The sequence below is a fragment of the Gemmatimonadaceae bacterium genome, from assembly GCA_030647905.1.
GTDB lineage: Bacteria > Gemmatimonadota > Gemmatimonadetes > Gemmatimonadales > Gemmatimonadaceae > UBA4720.
In genome coordinates this window covers 14,151-30,701 of record JAUSJA010000018.1, presented here as the reverse complement: position 1 = coordinate 30,701, position 16,551 = coordinate 14,151, and the positions used below count along the sequence as shown (strand labels likewise).

At 63.2% G+C, this 16,551-nt stretch carries 18 protein-coding genes; 3 read left to right on the top strand and 15 right to left on the bottom strand.

Features of this window, described 5'->3' with window-relative positions; translation table 11 throughout:
- Positions 1–92 precede the first annotated feature (92 nt).
- Together Q7S20_03845 and Q7S20_03840 are read right to left on the bottom strand one after the other, a co-directional pair.
- Complete coding sequence (locus Q7S20_03845; protein ID MDO8500956.1) at positions 93–626, bottom strand: Yip1 family protein; 534 nt, start codon at positions 624–626, stop codon at positions 93–95.
- Between the two features lie 138 nt (positions 627–764).
- The gene (locus tag Q7S20_03840; GenBank protein ID MDO8500955.1) at positions 765–1,151 is read right to left on the bottom strand and encodes a hypothetical protein; all 387 of its coding nucleotides are present in this window, start codon (positions 1,149–1,151) and stop codon (positions 765–767) included.
- Positions 1,152–1,287: 136 nt separating this feature from the next.
- On the opposite strand from Q7S20_03840, the gene Q7S20_03835 reads away from it, so the two are divergent.
- The gene (locus Q7S20_03835) at positions 1,288–3,408 is read left to right on the top strand and encodes a dehydrogenase E1 component subunit alpha/beta (GenBank protein ID MDO8500954.1); all 2,121 of its coding nucleotides are present in this window, start codon (positions 1,288–1,290) and stop codon (positions 3,406–3,408) included.
- 67 nt (positions 3,409–3,475) lie between these two features.
- Here the strand turns inward: Q7S20_03835 and Q7S20_03830 are convergent, their stop codons facing one another.
- The 7 genes from Q7S20_03830 to Q7S20_03800 all read right to left on the bottom strand — a co-directional run bounded on the left by Q7S20_03830 (position 3,476) and on the right by Q7S20_03800 (position 7,646).
- A complete protein-coding gene (locus Q7S20_03830) occupies positions 3,476–4,798 on the bottom strand; it encodes a DEAD/DEAH box helicase (GenBank protein MDO8500953.1) in 1,323 nt (440 codons plus the stop codon).
- Between the two features lie 179 nt (positions 4,799–4,977).
- On the bottom strand, positions 4,978–5,136 hold the full coding sequence (locus Q7S20_03825) for a hypothetical protein (protein ID MDO8500952.1): 159 nt from the start codon (positions 5,134–5,136) through the stop codon (positions 4,978–4,980).
- 36 nt (positions 5,137–5,172) lie between these two features.
- Positions 5,173–5,664 (bottom strand): DUF4112 domain-containing protein, encoded by a 492-nt coding sequence (locus tag Q7S20_03820; GenBank protein MDO8500951.1) that lies wholly within the window; start codon positions 5,662–5,664, stop codon positions 5,173–5,175.
- A complete protein-coding gene (locus tag Q7S20_03815; GenBank protein ID MDO8500950.1) occupies positions 5,625–5,828 on the bottom strand; it encodes a hypothetical protein in 204 nt (67 codons plus the stop codon). The genes Q7S20_03820 and Q7S20_03815 overlap by 40 nt, the downstream gene beginning before the upstream one ends.
- A gap of 26 nt (positions 5,829–5,854) precedes the next feature.
- On the bottom strand, positions 5,855–6,778 hold the full coding sequence (locus tag Q7S20_03810; GenBank protein ID MDO8500949.1) for a TerC family protein: 924 nt from the start codon (positions 6,776–6,778) through the stop codon (positions 5,855–5,857).
- A gap of 57 nt (positions 6,779–6,835) precedes the next feature.
- Positions 6,836–7,177 (bottom strand): hypothetical protein, encoded by a 342-nt coding sequence (locus Q7S20_03805; GenBank protein ID MDO8500948.1) that lies wholly within the window; start codon positions 7,175–7,177, stop codon positions 6,836–6,838.
- A gap of 133 nt (positions 7,178–7,310) precedes the next feature.
- Entirely contained in the window at positions 7,311–7,646 is a 336-nt protein-coding gene (locus Q7S20_03800) for a (2Fe-2S) ferredoxin domain-containing protein (protein ID MDO8500947.1), read from the bottom strand.
- Positions 7,647–7,749: 103 nt separating this feature from the next.
- Between Q7S20_03800 and Q7S20_03795 the strand changes: the two genes are divergently transcribed.
- Both Q7S20_03795 and Q7S20_03790 read left to right on the top strand, forming a co-directional pair.
- Positions 7,750–8,652 (top strand): sulfurtransferase, encoded by a 903-nt coding sequence (locus tag Q7S20_03795; protein MDO8500946.1) that lies wholly within the window; start codon positions 7,750–7,752, stop codon positions 8,650–8,652.
- Positions 8,649–9,071: an OsmC family protein gene (locus Q7S20_03790; GenBank protein MDO8500945.1), complete on the top strand. Its 423-nt coding sequence runs from the start codon at positions 8,649–8,651 to the stop codon at positions 9,069–9,071. The genes Q7S20_03795 and Q7S20_03790 overlap by 4 nt, the downstream gene beginning before the upstream one ends.
- Before the next feature lie 13 nt (positions 9,072–9,084).
- Here Q7S20_03790 and rsgA read toward each other — a convergent pair whose 3' ends face one another.
- The 6 genes from rsgA to fadI are packed head-to-tail and all read right to left on the bottom strand — an operon-like array spanning position 9,085 to position 16,532.
- Complete coding sequence (gene rsgA / locus Q7S20_03785) at positions 9,085–10,068, bottom strand: ribosome small subunit-dependent GTPase A (GenBank protein MDO8500944.1); 984 nt, start codon at positions 10,066–10,068, stop codon at positions 9,085–9,087.
- A complete protein-coding gene (locus tag Q7S20_03780) occupies positions 10,065–10,451 on the bottom strand; it encodes a hypothetical protein (protein MDO8500943.1) in 387 nt (128 codons plus the stop codon). Before Q7S20_03780 ends, rsgA begins: the two co-directional genes overlap by 4 nt.
- 2 nt (positions 10,452–10,453) lie before the next feature.
- Positions 10,454–11,392, bottom strand: a complete 939-nt coding sequence (locus Q7S20_03775; protein ID MDO8500942.1) for a proline dehydrogenase family protein — start codon at positions 11,390–11,392, stop codon at positions 10,454–10,456.
- Between the two features lie 15 nt (positions 11,393–11,407).
- Complete coding sequence (locus Q7S20_03770) at positions 11,408–13,051, bottom strand: M14 family metallopeptidase (GenBank protein MDO8500941.1); 1,644 nt, start codon at positions 13,049–13,051, stop codon at positions 11,408–11,410.
- Positions 13,048–15,237 carry a fatty acid oxidation complex subunit alpha FadJ gene (gene fadJ, locus Q7S20_03765; GenBank protein ID MDO8500940.1) on the bottom strand — a complete coding sequence of 730 codons (2,190 nt, stop codon included), beginning with the start codon at positions 15,235–15,237 and terminating at the stop codon, positions 13,048–13,050. Before fadJ ends, Q7S20_03770 begins: the two co-directional genes overlap by 4 nt.
- Entirely contained in the window at positions 15,234–16,532 is a 1,299-nt protein-coding gene (fadI, locus tag Q7S20_03760) for an acetyl-CoA C-acyltransferase FadI (GenBank protein ID MDO8500939.1), read from the bottom strand. Before fadI ends, fadJ begins: the two co-directional genes overlap by 4 nt.
- Positions 16,533–16,551: the final 19 nt, after the last annotated feature.

The following is a 16,551-nucleotide window of genomic DNA, read 5'->3' as shown; positions in this document are numbered from 1 at the left end:
CCGTTGCCCGTTGCCCGCTGCCCGTTGCCCGAAGCTCTCACCAACGGGCAACGGGTAGCGGGTAACAGGTAACAGGTAACAGGTAACGGTCTTCAGACCATCCGTCCGCTAACCGTGCCAATCACGATGTAGATGACGACCACCGCAACGATGACGACGATCGTGTAGGTCATCGCTTTATCGGTGGGCGCCTTCATCAGCATCGGTAGGCCGATATAGAACAGGTAGAGGCTGTACAGCCCGCCGATCACCGCCAGGATCACGAGCGGCGGGTAGATGTTGAAGATCCCGGCGATCCACGAGGCAGTCGAGCTGTATGCCGCGACCTTGATCGCCTGATGCATGCTCTGCGTGGCACCGAAGGTCGGGGCGAGGGCGTTGATTACCCATGCGACGACGAACACTCCGACCACCGTCAGGCAGAAGGTCACGATCGCGGTGGTGATCAGACTCCCGCCGTAGCCGAACGTGGACCTTCCGATGATCTGAGCTATCGGCCCGATAGCAGCGAGCGGGAGAACGTATCCGACGAGCAGCGCGCCCACATTCAGCGGCTCGGCGTCTATTGCGGCCCACTCTTGACGCGGGTTGATGAGTATGCCTTTGGCGCGCGCAATGAGATTCATTCCACTGCCTCCGCTTGGATAGGGGGTTGGAGCTGCGCGTAGAAATTAACCCATGCCGGGGAGTGTCGCATCCGGCGAGGCCGGACGCTGGTCACACCCGCCGCGGGCAACGGGTAGCGGGTAAGCGGGTAGCGGTCTCTATCTGGCCACGCAGGACCCGCCGACCGACTCCACCAGCGGCGCAGTCCTGAACTCGCAGGTTGACACGGTGTTGTGCTTTCTGTTGTACTCCTGCTCGGCGCGCGCCACCTCGGCCAGCTTGCGGTAAAGCGCGGCCGAATCGGTGGTCTTCGCACACCACGGGATGTAGTAGCGGGGGCCGCCGCAGGCGCGCGAGCCTACAGGCGCGGAACGGCAATCGCCCGAGCTTGCGCAGCCATCCACTCTGGCGATGGCTTTCGCCTGCGTCTCGAGCTGCTCGATGGCATTCCATTCGGTCTCGGTCGGCATCGCCGGCTTGGCGCACGAGGCGGAAAAGGCTGCCGCCGCCATGGCTGCCGCCAGAATTGCGTATGAGTGCTTCATGTCGTCTCCTCCAGGGTGTCCGATGGAACGATATATGACAAGAAATACGCCACCAGCTACGGCGCGGGCGGTGGACCATAGACCGGCCCCGTCGCCGACTACTATAATTAGCGACAGTACCCCTCAAGCTGATCAGATGGCAACCACTACACGTCCCGACAGAAAATCAAAAGCGTCCCCCGGCGCGGCTCTCTCTTCCGAGGGCCTTGTCGCCGCCTGTCGCAACATGCTGCTCTCCCGCCGGCTGGACGACAAGGAAGTTCAGCTCAAGCGGCAGAACAAGATCTTTTTCCAGATCTCCGGCGCGGGGCACGAAGCGATTCTCACGGCTGCCGCGATGACCCTGCGGCCCGCCTACGACTGGTTCTATACCTACTATCGCGACCGCGCGCTGTGCCTGCAGCTGGGCGTCACTGCTACGGAAATGCTGTACGAGGCGGTGGGTGCGGCAAAGGATCCGGCATCGGGCGGCAGGCAGATGCCGAGCCACTGGGGACACAAGGACCTCAACATAGTGTCGGCATCGTCTCCGACCGGCACCCAGTTCCTTCAAGCCGTCGGGTCCGCCGAAGCGACGATGCGCGCGAAGATGCTCGGCATCACCGAGGGATTTCAGAACGACGAGGTCGTGCTCGTAACCGCAGGTGAAGGCACGACGAGCGAGGGCGAATTCTGGGAATCGCTGAACACCGCCTCGAACCTGAAGCTGCCCGTCGTCTATCTCGTGGAGGACAACGGATACGCAATCTCGGTTCCGGTCGAGGTCAACACGGCCGGCGGCTCGATCTCGAAGCTGGTCAGATCGTTTCCCGACTTCCACATCGAGGAAGTGGACGGCTGCGATTTCCTCGCCAGCTACGACGTGATGACGCGTGCCGTGCAGTACGCGCGCGATCGGAAGGGGCCGGCGCTCGTACACGCGAAAGTAATTCGTCCCTACTCCCACTCGCTGTCCGATGACGAGACGATGTACCGTCCGCCGTCCGAGCGTGAAGCCGACGCCGCGCGGGACCCGATCACAGTCTTCCCGAAGTGGCTGGTTGACGAAGGCCACGCGACCGAGGACGAGATCAAGCGCATGCAGGACGAGGTGGACGAGCTGATCCTCGCCGCCACTGACGACGCGCTGGCGCAACCGCAGCCCGGTCCGGAGACTATCTACTACGGAGTCTACTCGCCCGACGTGGATCCCACCGGCGAGCAGTTCGATACCGAGGACGACCCGCGATTCACCGGCGATCCGACCACGATGGTGGATCTGCTCAACGCCTGCATGAAGGACGAGATGCGGCGCGACGAGAAGATCCTGATGTTCGGAGAGGATGTCGCGGACGTTTCACGCGAGGAGAATCTCGACAAGGTCAAGGGCAAGGGCGGCGTCTTCAAGGTGACGTGGGGACTCCAGAAGGAGTTCGGGAGCGCGCGCGTTTACAACTCGCCGCTCGCCGAAGCCAACATCGTCGGCCGCGCGATCGGTCTCGCTCTGCGCGGGTTCAAGCCCGTGGTCGAGATCCAGTTCTTCGATTACATCTGGCCGGCGTACATGCAGCTCCGCGAGGAGCTGGCCACGATGCGCTGGCGGTCCAACGACAGCTTCTCGGCGCCTGTCGTCGTGCGAACCACATACGGCGGATACATTCGCGGCGCAATCTATCACTCGCAGACCGGCGCATCGCTGTTCACGCACTGCCCGGGATTGCGAGTCGTGTGTCCCGCGACCGCACTCGATGCAAACGGGCTGCTGCGTACAGCGATCCGCTGCGACGATCCGGTGATCTTCCTCGAGCACAAGCACCTCTACCGGCAGACGTACAACAAGAGCGCCAATCCCGGGCCGAACTTCATGATTCCGTTCGGGAAGGCGAAGGTCGTGCGCGAAGGCACCGACGTCACACTCGTAACGTACGGAGCGACGCTGCAGCGCGCGGTGACCGCGGCGAACGCGGTTGCCGAGGAGGGAATCTCGGTCGAGGTGATCGATCTGCGCACGCTGAGCCCGTGGGATCGCGAGACAGTGTTCGCGTCGGTGAAGAAAACGTCGCGCGTGATCGTCGCGTACGAGGACTCACTGTCGTGGGGCTACGGCGCCGAGATCGCGGCGGCGGTCGCCGACGAGTGCTTCGCGTGGCTCGACGCTCCGGTCAAGCGCGTAGCCTCAACCGATACATTCGTCGGTTACGCGCCGCAGCTCGAGGACGCGATCCTGCCGCAGGTGGACGACTTCAAGGCGGCGTACAGGGAGATCGCGGGTTACTGAGGCGCAACTCTCTCCTTGGAGAGGCCGCCGGCATTCGCCGGCGGCCTCTTTTCTATCGAAGAGTGCGCTATCTCGGCCTGCGTCCCCGGCCTGCGCCCGGTCTGGACGAAACCCCCGCCGCCTTCGGGGCCGGACGTCCTCCACCTTGCGACGATGCCCCCTTTCGCGCGGTCTTCGCGGCCGCTCGCGCCCTGTCCTCAGCCTTCTTCTTCCGTATCTCCGCGATTCTCTCCGCGAGGGGAACTTCGAACCGCTGCTGCGGCTTGGCCGAGTAGTCGAACCCCTCGAGCGTCACTCGCGGAAGCTTGCGGCTGATCGCGCGCTCGATCCCCTTGATGTCGGCTTCCTCGTCAGGCGCGAAGAACGTGAACGCCTCGCCCGTCATCTCCGCCCGTCCGGTCCTGCCGACCCGGTGGATGTAATCCTCAGGCGCCGGCGGTACGTCAAAATTCACCACGTGGCCCAGCGCCTCTACGTCAATGCCTCGTGCCGCGATGTCAGTGGCGACGAGCACGCGGTACTTGCCGCTCTTGAAGCCGGCCAGGGCTTCGGTGCGCTGCTTCTGCGACCTGTTGCCGTGAATGCGCTCCGACAGGATGCCGTTCTTCGCCAGATATTCGGCCAGCCGGTTCGCGCGGTGCTTGGTGCGCATGAAGACCAGCGCTTCCTTCATGTCGCCGCGTTTCAGAAGCTCGAGGAAAAGCGCCGACTTGAGCTCCTGCGGAACGGGATAGAGCGCCTGCGTGATTCCCGTCGGCGGGATGGAAGTCCGCTCGAGGTTGATCGTCGCCGGATGCTTCAGCATCTGTGAAGCGAGCGTCGCGATGGGGCCCGGCATGGTCGCGCTGAAGAAGAAAGTCTGCCGCTTGGTCGGAAGCGCTTTCAGTATCCGCCGGATGTCCGGCAGAAATCCCATGTCGAGCATCCGATCCGCCTCGTCGAGCACCAGGAACTCGATGCGATCGAGCTTCGCGTAAGACGCCTTCATGTGGTCGAGGAGCCGGCCCGGCGTAGCGACAATCACGTCCGTTCCGCTGCGGAACGCATGCTCCTGCGGGCCCATGCCGACTCCGCCGATGACCACGGCCGCAGTTACTGGAGTATGCGTAGCGATGGCATCGAGCTGCTCGACGATCTGGGCCGCGAGCTCACGCGTCGGCGTGATGACGAGCGCGCGGGTGACGCCGCGTGGGCGCGAGATGAGCTTGTCGAGAATCGGCAGAAGAAACGCGGCGGTCTTCCCGCTTCCGGTCAAGGCGCACGCGAGGAGGTCCCTGCCCTGCATCGCTGGAGGAATCGCGTCGGCCTGGATGGGCGTCGGGCGCAAGAATCCCATCTCCTTGATTCCCTTCACCAGATTGGGGTCGAGCTCAAATTTCGAAAAAGGCACTTGGTCCCTGGAATGAACTTGTCTCAGCACCGCAAATACCGAGCGCACGAGGCCGGAGGCTTCGCGCGCTCGGTGATACCTTGAAGATAGTCGGTCCCGCCCCTCTCTAGTGCGGCGTGTCGAACTTTCCCGGCTGAAGCCTCGGCGCCATGGGATGATTCCCCGGATCGCTCATCGCACTATCTCTTGATCGCGTAGTAGATGACGTAGAGCCACGAGAATACTCCGTGGATGATTGCCCACAGGATCGAGTGATTGACGCTCCACGAAATGGTGATCGCCAGAGCGCTTCCGAGGCTGATTCCCGCTTTTGCCGCACCTTCGATCCGCGTTGCCATGCCATCCTCGCTGTTGGAAATACGCCGGGATGATCTCTATCTGACCAGCCAGTTGAGCCCTCGAACCGCAAGCACGGCGAGCGCGACTCCGCCCGCGCCGAGCAGCACGATGCCTCCGATGGCGGCCATGACGGCGAACCGGCTCGACCGCCGCGTTGCCACCGGCTCGGCGAGATGCCGGTCGAGCAGCTCCGCGTTGCGTATGTTCGCGCGGAAGCCGACATCGAACAGATCGCCGACCAGTGGTACTGTCCCTACGAGAGTATCCACTCCAAGGTTCAGAATCATTCTGGCGATTACCGCGGGCGGCACTCCCATCCGGGCCGACGCGAGGACGATGTAGCCGGACATGACCGCGCCGGCGAGATCACCGACTCCAGGAAGGAGGCCGACGATCGGGTCGATTCCGAAGGTGATCCGCGTGCCTGGAATCCTGATCGCCGAGTCGAGCGCCCGGGCGACGGCACGCACCCGGACCGCTTCGTCGGTCACGGCCCCCGGGTCGCGAATGTTCGGCGGTGTGTCCACAGCGCTCTCGCCAGCACGAAGCCGGCGAATCCGAACACGAGGTGGAAGACCGCAAAGGCGTATTCGTGCTGCATCGCGAACATGATCGCGTTGTAGATCTGATACAGCGCAAGCGCGGACACGATCACGGTGAGGAGCGGCATCAGCCGACCGAATGAGCTCATGAAGGGTTGGAAGGGTTGAAGCATAATCACTCCGGCTGCTTCGGGAACACCACCGACGCCACGGCGGCGATGGTGAGTACGCCGGCGACGAGGAGGAGCGACACGAGAATCGGAATCTCGTAGACGCTGGCGAGCAGCATCTTCACCCCGACGAACGTCAGCACGACCGCGAGCCCGAGCTTCAGGTAGTGGAACTTGTGGATGACACCGGCAAGCAGGAAATACAGCGACCGCAGCCCGAGAATGGCGCACACGTTCGACGTATAGACGAGAAACGGGTCCCTCGTCACGGCGAAGATCGCCGGAATTGAATCGACGGCAAAAATGAGGTCTGTCGTCTCCACCAGAGCGAGCACCACGAACAGTGGCGTCGCCATGAGCGTCAGCGGCTCGCCGCGCTTCGGTGAGTCCTTGACGAAGAAGGCCTGGCCGCGGTAGTCGTGCGTCACCGGGAGAAGGCGCCGCACGAGGCGAAGGATGGGATTTGCTTCCGGCTCGATGTCGGTTTCGTCGTGCGTCGCCATCCGGATTCCCGTGAACACGAGGAATGCCCCGAAGACGTACATGATCCAGTGGAAGCGCGAGATCAGGAAAGCGCCGGCGGCAATCATCCCGCCACGCATCACGAACGCCCCGATGATTCCCCAGAAGAGCACGCGGTGCTGGTACTTGTCGGGAATCCTGAAATAGGAGAAGATCAGGACGATGACGAAGATGTTGTCTATCGAGAGCGAGTACTCGATGAGGTACCCGGTCACGAACTCGAGCGTTGGCTGGCTTCCCATCAGCCAGTAGATGATGCCGGCGAAGCCGAGCGATAGCGTGATCCACACTGTGCTCCACGCCGCCGCTTCCTTCACGGAGGGCGCGTGCGCCCTTTTGTTGAAGATGCCGAGGTCCACGGCGAGAACCGCCAGGACTCCGGCATTGAATGCGATGAAGAGCGCCATCCGGCTCACAGATGCGCTCTCAGCACTTCATCGCGGACTTGATGCCGGTTGGAGCTGTCAGCGCTTCTCCAGCGCATCGCGGACGTCGAGCAAAATCTCGAAGTAGAGCTGCTCGCGGCGGTACGCGAAATCGAGGGACGCCATCTGCGTCTTGTCGCCCGTTTCCTTCGCGCGCTCGAAGGCTTCGGTGTACATCTCGTCGAGGTTCTGAAGGATGCGGTCGCGACTGCGGGACATGAGGTCCTCTGGAATTTGGGAGCCGGGCAGGATGTTGCCGTGCCGGTCAATGCCCGAGATGCGCTCGAGAACCGTCTCAGGATCTCGACCGTCGAAGATGAACTTCCTCGCTGCGCCGAGGGCTAGTCTGCGCGGATTGAAGGGAGCGGGCATTTCGTTCAATTAAGATCCGGTGCTCGCGCAAGGGAAGCGGCGGCGTTCCCGGACGCCAGGTCAGGACAGCTTCTCCCGGGGCCGGTAGAACACCGCTTCCTCCACGATGCGGCTCCCTTTGAGGTGCTCGACGACGGTCCGCTCACGTCCCCGATTCTCCGTCCACGAGCTTGTTGTCGCCCGGAGGAGCGATGTACCTGTATTCGGCCACGATCCGTCCGCCGACCAGGTGCTCCTCCACGATCCGCCGCGCCCCCGCTTCATCCACGTGCGCGTACCAGATGTCGTCCGGATAGACCACGACCATCGGTCCATGCCCGCACTGATTCATGCACCCAGCGTGATTCACACGCACGGTGTCGCGGACGCCGGCGGACGTCACTGCTCTCTTCAGGACAGCATGAACTTCCAGACTTCCGGCAAGCGGACAGGTCTTTCCGCTCGTGCAGACGAACACGTGATGACGGTACTGGCCCATCCTGAAAGATATCAGGCACCGGAAACCCCCGAGCCGGCTGCGAGCCGGTTGACAGTCGCGGAAGCGGAGGATTGTTTCACATATAAGCATCTCCGGAGGGGAAATGGCGGCTACAACGGATGTCAGTACGCCCGATCCGATCATCGCGAGCAAGGGCTACGCACGACCCGAATCACTCGTCAGCACGGAGTGGCTGGCCGCTCATGCCGGAGACCCCGGAATACGCATCATCGAGAGCGACGAGGACGTGCTGCTCTACGATACCGGGCATATTCCCGGCGCACAGAAGGTGGACTGGCACGAGGATCTGAACGATCCAGTCCAGCGCGATTACATATCACGCGAGCAGTTCGAGAAGCTCCTTCGCTCGAAGGGAATCGACGACGGCACGACGGTCATCTTCTACGGCGACAAGAACAACTGGTGGGCTGCCTATGCCTACTGGGTTTTCCAGCTTTTCGGGTTTACGAACGCGAAGCTGCTGGACGGCGGCCGCATCAAGTGGGAGCAGGAAGGACGCGAAATGACGACCGACGTTCCGGGCTTTCCGCCTACCTCATACAAGGCGAAGGAGCGGGACGACGAGCGCATTCGCGCATTCTTCCATCAGGTTACAGAGCATGCCGCGGCCGGAAAACCGCTCGTGGACGTCCGCTCACCCGACGAATACAGTGGCGCGAAGACGCATATGCCCGACTACCCGCAGGAAGGCACGCTGCGCGGTGGGCACATCCGCGGCGCGAAGAGCGTTCCGTGGGCGCGCGCGGCCAACGCCGACGGAACGTTCAAGTCGGCCGACGAGCTCCGCGCTATCTACGAAGCCGAGCAGGGGCTGAAGCCCGGCGATGACATCGTTGCGTATTGCCGGATTGGCGAGCGCTCGTCTCACACGTGGTTCGTGCTGACGCATCTCCTGGGCTATGACAAGGTCCGGAACTATGACGGCAGCTGGACGGAATGGGGTAACGCCGTGCGCGCGCCGATCGAGAAAGGCGGACCGAAGTGAGTACACCGTCCCGGGTGCTCGTGAATTGGAAAGGTGAACGGAGATTCGAAGCGGGCCGCGAGGGGCGGCCTTCGATTCTCCTCGACGGCGACGGGACGGCTGCGCCAACTCCACCAGATGCGTTGCTCGCCGCGCTCGCGTCCTGCGTTTCCGTAGACGTGGTGGACATACTCTCCAGGCGCCGGACGCCTGTGGAGTCGTATGCGGTCGAGGCGCTTGGCGAGAGAGTGGACACGATTCCGCGGCGATTCAGGCACATCACTCTTAACATCTCGATCACCGGACCAGGTATCGAGCGGGCTCAGGCAGAGCATGCGATTGATCTGGCAGTGACGAAGTACTGCTCGGTGAGAGACTCTCTCGCCGCCGACATTCCGGTGGTCTGGAATCTCTCGCTGAACGAGCCCGCTGTGGCATGAGGACGCCGGGGACTTATCTCCCGCGTTTTTTCCTGTCGTAGGAGCCCGGCTTCATGACGGCCCACTTGCGCTCAGTGTCCTCCAGCTCGGTTCTCAACTTCACGTAGCTGTCGTAACGCGCGGCGCTGATCTCGCCCGATGCGACGGCGGTGCGGACGGCGCAGTCGGGCTCGATGAGGTGCGTGCAGTCGCCGAAGCGGCACCGATCCAGCATCGGACGGAATTCGGGGAAGCACGTGTCCAGGTGCTCGGACGGCATTCCCCACATGCCTACCTCGCGGAGGCCGGGGGTGTCCACCACGAACCCGGCGTCGGGAAGCGGATGGATGATCGCGCCGACTGTCGTGTGCCGGCCCTTGTTCACCGACTCGCTGATCTCGCCGACACGGAGATTGAGGCCGGGATACATGCCGTTGAGCAGCGAAGATTTTCCCACGCCTGACGGGCCGCTCAGCACCGACGTGCGGCCGGCGAGCGCGTCGTGCAGCTCGCCGAGCCCGATCTGCTGCTTCACGCTCGTGTAATGCAGGGGATATCCCGCCCGCGCGTAGTCCCTGAATCGCACGCGTGTTTCCGCTTCGTCAACCAGGTCAATCTTGTTGATCACGATGCGCGCGTCGAGCGCGTTGCCCTCGGCAATCACCAGGAATCGGTCGAGCATTCGCAGGTGCGGCTCGGGTTTCGCGGCGGCGAAGACGATCATCACCTGATCCACGTTCGCGGCGACGACCCGCTCGCCATGACCGCCGCCGGGCATCCGTCTCGCAAGTTGCGATTTGCGCGGAAGTATCTCGGCGATCGCCCATGTGTCCTCGTGCGATGCGGGCTCGAGCGTCACTGAGTCGCCGACGGTCAGCTTGAGCGCGTCGTCTGCTTTTTTCAGGCGGCCGCGCATGGACGCTTCGAGCGTTTCGCCGTCGGCGGTGAGAACGCGCCACACTCCGCCCGTGCCGCTCAGGACTAATCCCCTTCTCGTGTCCGGCGGCCGTTCGCTCACTCAGCGCCCTCGTCGCGCATCGCTTCCCACCACGGGCGCGACGGCGCGGAGCGCGCTTCGATGGCCTTGTTGAGCTCGGCCAGCGCGTCGTTCAGCTGCATCGCGCCGACCTGCGCCCGTGCGTCCTCTTCCGTCGCCCCGAAACGCAGATACTCCGTCTCGACATGGCCCGAGGCGACAGGATCGCCGGCGCGCCATCGAACGAACAGGAGATAGCCCGCCCACGGACGCACTGGATCACCCGTGGCGTCCGTCATCACCTCGACGCTGTAGGGCGTGCCGTCTTTCCCCTCGAATGCCGGCGGCCGCGCGTGAACCGCGGCGTAGCCGCCCACAGTATTGGCGTCTCCCTTGGAGTGATCTGCGGCGAGAAACTGGCCCATCGCTAGTGCCGGTTCCTGCCGACCATCTCCTTCACGATGTTGCCAGTGATGAAGGCGACGTTCGCAGGCCGCTCGGCCAGCCGGCGCATCAGATACGGATACCATTGCGTGCCGAACGGAACATAGACACGCATGCGGAATCCCTCACGCACGAGCTTTTCCTGCAGATCGCGTCGCACGCCGTAAAGCATCTGGAACTCGAACTGATCGCTCGAGATGTCGTTCTCGCGCGCGAAGCGCTTCGTCTCGACGACGATCGCCTCATCATGCGTGGCGATTGCGGGATAGTGCCCATTGGTGAGAAGCGCTCTCATGCAGCGCAGAAATGAGTCGTCCACCTCCTTCTTGTCGGGGTATGCGACCGTCGCCGGCTCCTTGTACGCGCCCTTGCACAGCCGCACGCGCGCGGACGCCTTGTTGGCCTCGTCCACGTCCGACGACGTCCGGTAGAGATAACTCTGGAGGACAATTCCGACGTTGCCCCGGTACGACGGATAGAGGCGCTCGTAGAAGAGATCGAGCGTCTTCTGCGTGTAGTCGCTGCTCTCCATGTCGAGACGCACGAAGCTCACGTCGTCGCGCGCCCGGTCGAGGATGTTCTGCATGTTCGCGACGCACAGATCCTCGGAGATGTCGAGTCCCATCGCCGTCAGCTTCACGGATACGTTGGCGTCGAGACGCTGGTCATCTATGCGATCCAGCATCTCGATGTACGCGCGCGTTGATTCACGCGCCTCAGCCTCGTTTCGAACGCTCTCGCCGAGGAGATCGAGCGTGGCGGTGATCCCCTTCGAGTTGAGCTTCCTGACGGCGGCGAGCGCCGTATCGAGTGTCTCCCCAGCGACGAACCGGCTGGCGAATCCCTTCGCCATGCGGTTGTTACGAACGAAGTTGAAGACGTGGGGCTGGGACGAGAGATAGAGGAGGACGTTGCGAAGCATGGGCTGTGTTGGATGCTATTGCGCGGGCGGCAAGCCGCCGATTCTGAATACGGGATAGATGGCGCCCGGCCGGAGCTGGGAATCGAAATAATTCCAGGCGACGAGACCGTCATCGCTCTGGGGCTCGAGCAGATAGACGGCGAGCTGGCCGAGTGGCTGTGAGACGTCCACGATAAACGAGCCGACGGGGATGGGTCTTGTCTCTCGCCGCCACTTGCCCGTGAGCCGCATTTCGCGGTGACCCTGGAAAGGACGCGGGGACACGATGGTCGAATCGATCGTGAAGACGTAGCCGTTTCCGACGGCCTCGGTGTTTCCGCCGAGCGATTCTGTAAACGGCGAGACAGTGATACCGTGGTCGCGCAGAACGCGGACCACCTGCGTGTCGGATGCGGCGATGACATACCGGTCGGGCGCGGAAACAGTGAACGTCGGCTTGAACCGGTCGAAGACCGGCATCTTCACGGTGACGAACCGCCCGGTTCGGCGGCGGCCTTTCGGAACTCCGGCCTGCGTGCGGGTCGAATCCCCGGTGCGCTCAATGATCTCGGCAACGACGCCGATCGCATCCGGCGCCGCGATAATCTCCGCACGTATGGGGATATCCTGGTGCACCTTGCCGGCAACTGCGGCCGACAGGTTCTTCAGCTTGCCTGATTTCTGCGCAACGAGAGAAAGAATCTCCTGCACGAACGCGTATGTGGATTTCACGCGCCGCTCGAAGGGATCGTGCGAGAACGCCTCGCTCAGAATCGCGATCCTTCCGCGCAGGCCGTAGTAGTTCGTTGCGTACCGGGGCCGCGAGTCGAACGTGACCCACCCTTTCGACAGCGTGTCGTCGGAGATGAAATCACCATAGTCGAACGTCGCGAAGCCGTGGCGCGCCTGCATCCTCTGGCGCAGCACCGGCATAATGGAATCGCGTGTGAACACACCGAGTGGCGCGGCTGGATTCAGCGTCGGCGCGTATGTGAGCGCGTAGCCGTGATAGCTGCCGTCCGTCGTGTGCAGATCGACGAACACGTCGGGATCCCACTTGTTGAACATCGCCAGCGAGGCACGCGTCTCTGGCGTCTCGGCCTTCATGTAGTCCCGGTTGAGATCGAGATTCTGCGCGTTCGCGCGCTGCCCGACCATCTCCGGCCCATTCTGAGATCCTCGAATCGCTTCCTGGGGAGTGAACCGCTCGTTCCCGTCGGCATTGTAGATCGGCACAGCGATCAGCACGATCGAATCGAGCGCATTGGGCCCGCCCGAGCTGGTGAGATCGCGGAGCAGCGCCATCAGCGCTTCCTTCCCCTCGACTTCACCAGCGTGGATGTTGCCCTGAACGTAAACGACAGGACGTCCGAGCCGGTATGCCTCGTCGGGAGTCGAAACTCGCGGGCGCGAGGCCACTACATATGGTATGTCCCGCCCCTCGCTGGTCTTGCCGATCGAGCCGAACGAAAGCTCGGGCCGCCCTTTCAGCGAATCCAGAAACGCAACGACATCGGCATAGTGCGACGTTTCGAGATATCCGCTTCGCTCGGCGCGCGTGCGCAGAACCGGCCCGCCTCCGCCGGCGTTGAGCGCCGAGCCGGTCGCGCATGCGGAGACGACGAAGAGCAACGCGGCCAGCGCGCCGCGGGAGAACAGATTCACGACGTGCCCTTTCACATCTCGGGGTAGAACCGATCTCCGCGCCGCGCCATCGCGACCAGAATCTCCGCCGGCTCGAAGCGCCCGGGGAACCGGTCGTTCAGCTCTTCGAGCTGCCTCACGATCTCGGCGGCGCCGACGGTGTCCATGTAGCGGAATGGTCCGCCACGAAATGGTGGGAACCCGAATCCGAATATCGCTCCGACATCGCCGTCGCGTGGCGACCGAATGACATTCTCAGCAAGACAACGCGCCGCTTCGTTCAGCATCGGCAGGATCGTTCGTTGCTGCATCTCGGCGGCAGGGATCTGCGCCGGGCCCCGCGATTCCGTTCCGGTGGCGGTCGTTTCCCGCGCTCCGGAGGCGAGAAGCGCATACACGCTCCGGTCCACTTCGCCCTTCTTTCCTTCATCATCGTAGAGGTAGAAGCCCTTCTTCGCCTTGCGCCCGAACCGTCCGGAAGCCACTACCGCCTGCATTGACGAAGGCGGAGCGAACCGCTCACCGAACGCGTCGTACATGATCTTCCCCGCCTTCGATCCAACGTCGAGGCCAACCTCGTCCACCAGCGTTATCGGCCCAACGGGAAATCCGAAATCGAGCAGCGCGTTGTCTATCGCATCAATCGCTGCGCCCTGGTCGAGAAGCCGCCCGGCCTCGTTGATGTACGGCGTGAGAATGCGGTTGACGTAGAAGCCGGGGCCATCATGCACGACAATGACGGTCTTGCCGAGCTTCTTTCCGTACGCCACCACGCTGGCCACTACGTCGGTCGCGGTTTCGTCGGCCTCGATGATCTCGAGCAGCGGCATCTTGTGCACGGGCGAGAAGAAATGCATCCCGACCACCCTGTCCGGCCGCACCGACGCCTCGGCGATCCTGGCGATGGGAATCGTGCTCGTGTTGGACGCAAAGATCGCCGTCGGCTTGAGCTCCGCCTCGACCTCGCGCAGCACCTCGTGCTTCACGTCGAGGTCCTCGAACACGGCTTCGATCACAAGATCCACATTGCCAAATCCGGAATAGTCTATCGTCCCGCCGAGGAGCGACATCGTGTCCGCGAACTGGACCTTCGTGATCTGGCGCTTCGTGAGCCGGTCCTTGAGAACGCTCCGGACTGCGGCAAATCCTTTCGCGACACGTCCGTGATCGGCGTCCTTCATTCGCACGAGCGTCCCCTGCTGAACGGCGATGGACGCGATGCCCGCACCCATGAATCCGGAGCCGAGTATGCCGAGCTTCTCGATCAGCATGATCTTCGGCGGCGGTGCGCCGTCGGCGAGCTGGACACCAGGGTCCTTCTTGAGAGCCGTGGTCGCAAAGAAGATGCTGATGAGCTGACGGCAGACGTTGCTCATCGCCATCTCGCCGAAGAGCCTCGACTCCTCGCGATAGCCGTGACTCGGACCGCCGCTGTATCCGGCGGCGACCGCGTCTATCGCGGCGAGAGGCGCCGGATAATGGCCACGCGTCTTCTTCATCGTCTCTTCGCGCGCCTTCTTCAGCACGACCCGACGGCCCGCCGGATTCTCGTCGAGAAGGAAGCCGGCCACCCCGCCGCGGTGCTTCTCGTGCTTTCGCGTGCCCTCGGCGACCTCATGCGCGCGCTGCATCGCGATCTTCTTCAGAGTGGCGGGATGCACCAGCTCGTCCACGAGTCCCATCTGCATCGCCTTCCTGGCGCGAATGTTTTTGCCCGTGAGAATCATGTCGAGCGCCGCGCGAACGCCGATGAGCCGCGGGAGACGCTGCGTGCCGCCCGCACCAGGAATGAGCCCGATCTGCACCTCCGGCAGAGCGAGCACCGTCTTCGGATGATCGGTGACGATTCGATAGTGCGCTGCGAGAGCGAACTCGAGCGCGCCGCCCAGGCACGCGCCGTGAATCGCGACGATGAGCGGAGTGCGATGCTCGTGAATCGAATCGAGCAGAAGCTGCCCCTCGTGGCTCAGGCGCTCGGCCTCCGCCGCCGTCTTCAGCTCGAGAAATTCCTCGATGTCGGCGCCGGCGATGAAGCTGTCCTTCTTCCCACTGATCAGCACCGCCGCCTTCACGTTGAGATCGCGCTCGAGGCGATCGAACAGCGCGACGAACTCATCCTTCACCGCGCGATTGAACTTGTTGACCGGCTCGCCCGGAAGATCGAGCGTGATGACGGCGACTCCGCCGACGATCTCGGTGCTCAGCGCGTATGGTGACGTCATCGGTCGCGCTCCACCACCATCGCGAAGCCAAGCCCGCCGGCGGCGCATACGGTCATCAGTCCGAACTGTCCGTCCCGCCGCCTCAGCTCGTTCAGCAGCGTCACGGTGATGCGCGATCCCGTCGCGCCGAACGGGTGCCCGATGGCAATCGACCCACCCATGACGTTGAGCCGCGACAAGTCCACTTCCCCGACGGGCTCGGAGAATCCGCCTCGCTCCGCCCAGTACTTCGACTCGAATCCCCGCAGGTTCGACAGCACCTGCGCGGCGAATGCCTCATGCATTTCGACAAGATCCATGTCGCGAAGCCCGAGCCCCGCGCGCGCAAGCGCGACGGGCGCGGCGAGAACCGGCGCCTGGAGCAGCTGCTCACCCGGGTCGAGCGCCGCGTAAGCGTACGACCTGATGTAGCCGAGCGGCTCGTAGCCGAGCGATCGGGCTTTCTCCTCGCTCATGAGGAGGACGCACGCGCCGCCGTCGGTCAGCGGCGACGCGTTACCGGCGGTGACACTCCCGTACTTCCGGTCGAAGACCGGCTTCAGCACGGCGAGCTGCTCGTAACTCGTGTCGGACCTGATTCCGTTGTCGGACGTGACCACGCTCTCGAATTTCGGCGGCACGTAAACCGGCATGATCTCGGCGGTGAGCCTTCCGTCAGCGGTGCCGGCGGCAGCGAGGCGGTGCGAGCGAAGTGCAAGCTGGTCCTGGTCCTCTCGCGAAATGTCGTTGATCTTCGCCATCTTCTCCCCCGACTGTCCCATCGTCTCACCCGTCGTCGGCTCAGCGATCGCCGGCGTGATGGGCACGAGATCCTTCGGTCGGACGCGGGCGAGGGCCTTCACGCGCCCGGCGAGTGTCTTTGCCTTGGACGCCATCACCAGCGCTTCGGACATCCCCCGCGAGTGGAGAATCGGAATGTTGGACAGCGACTCCGCTCCACCGGCGATCGCCACGTCTATATGTCCGAGCACGATCTGATCGGCGGCATCGGTGATGGCCTGATTCGCGGATGCGCACGCGCGACTCACGCTGTAGGCCTGGACTCCCTTCGGCATGAGTGGCATCAGCGCCACTTCCCGCGCGATGTTCGGCGCGATCACCGACGGAATCACCGTCCCGAAGACGAGCGCTTCGATTTCCTTCCCGCTAAGGTTAGTGCGCTGAATGAGCTCCGCCACGCAAAGCTTGCCGAGGTCAATCGCCGAGATCGACTTGAAGGCACTGCCGGCCTTTGTGAAGGGAGTACGAACGCCATCGACGATTGCGACGCGCCGGCCATTTCCGAACGTGGGCATGACAGGAAGTTAGGCTGAG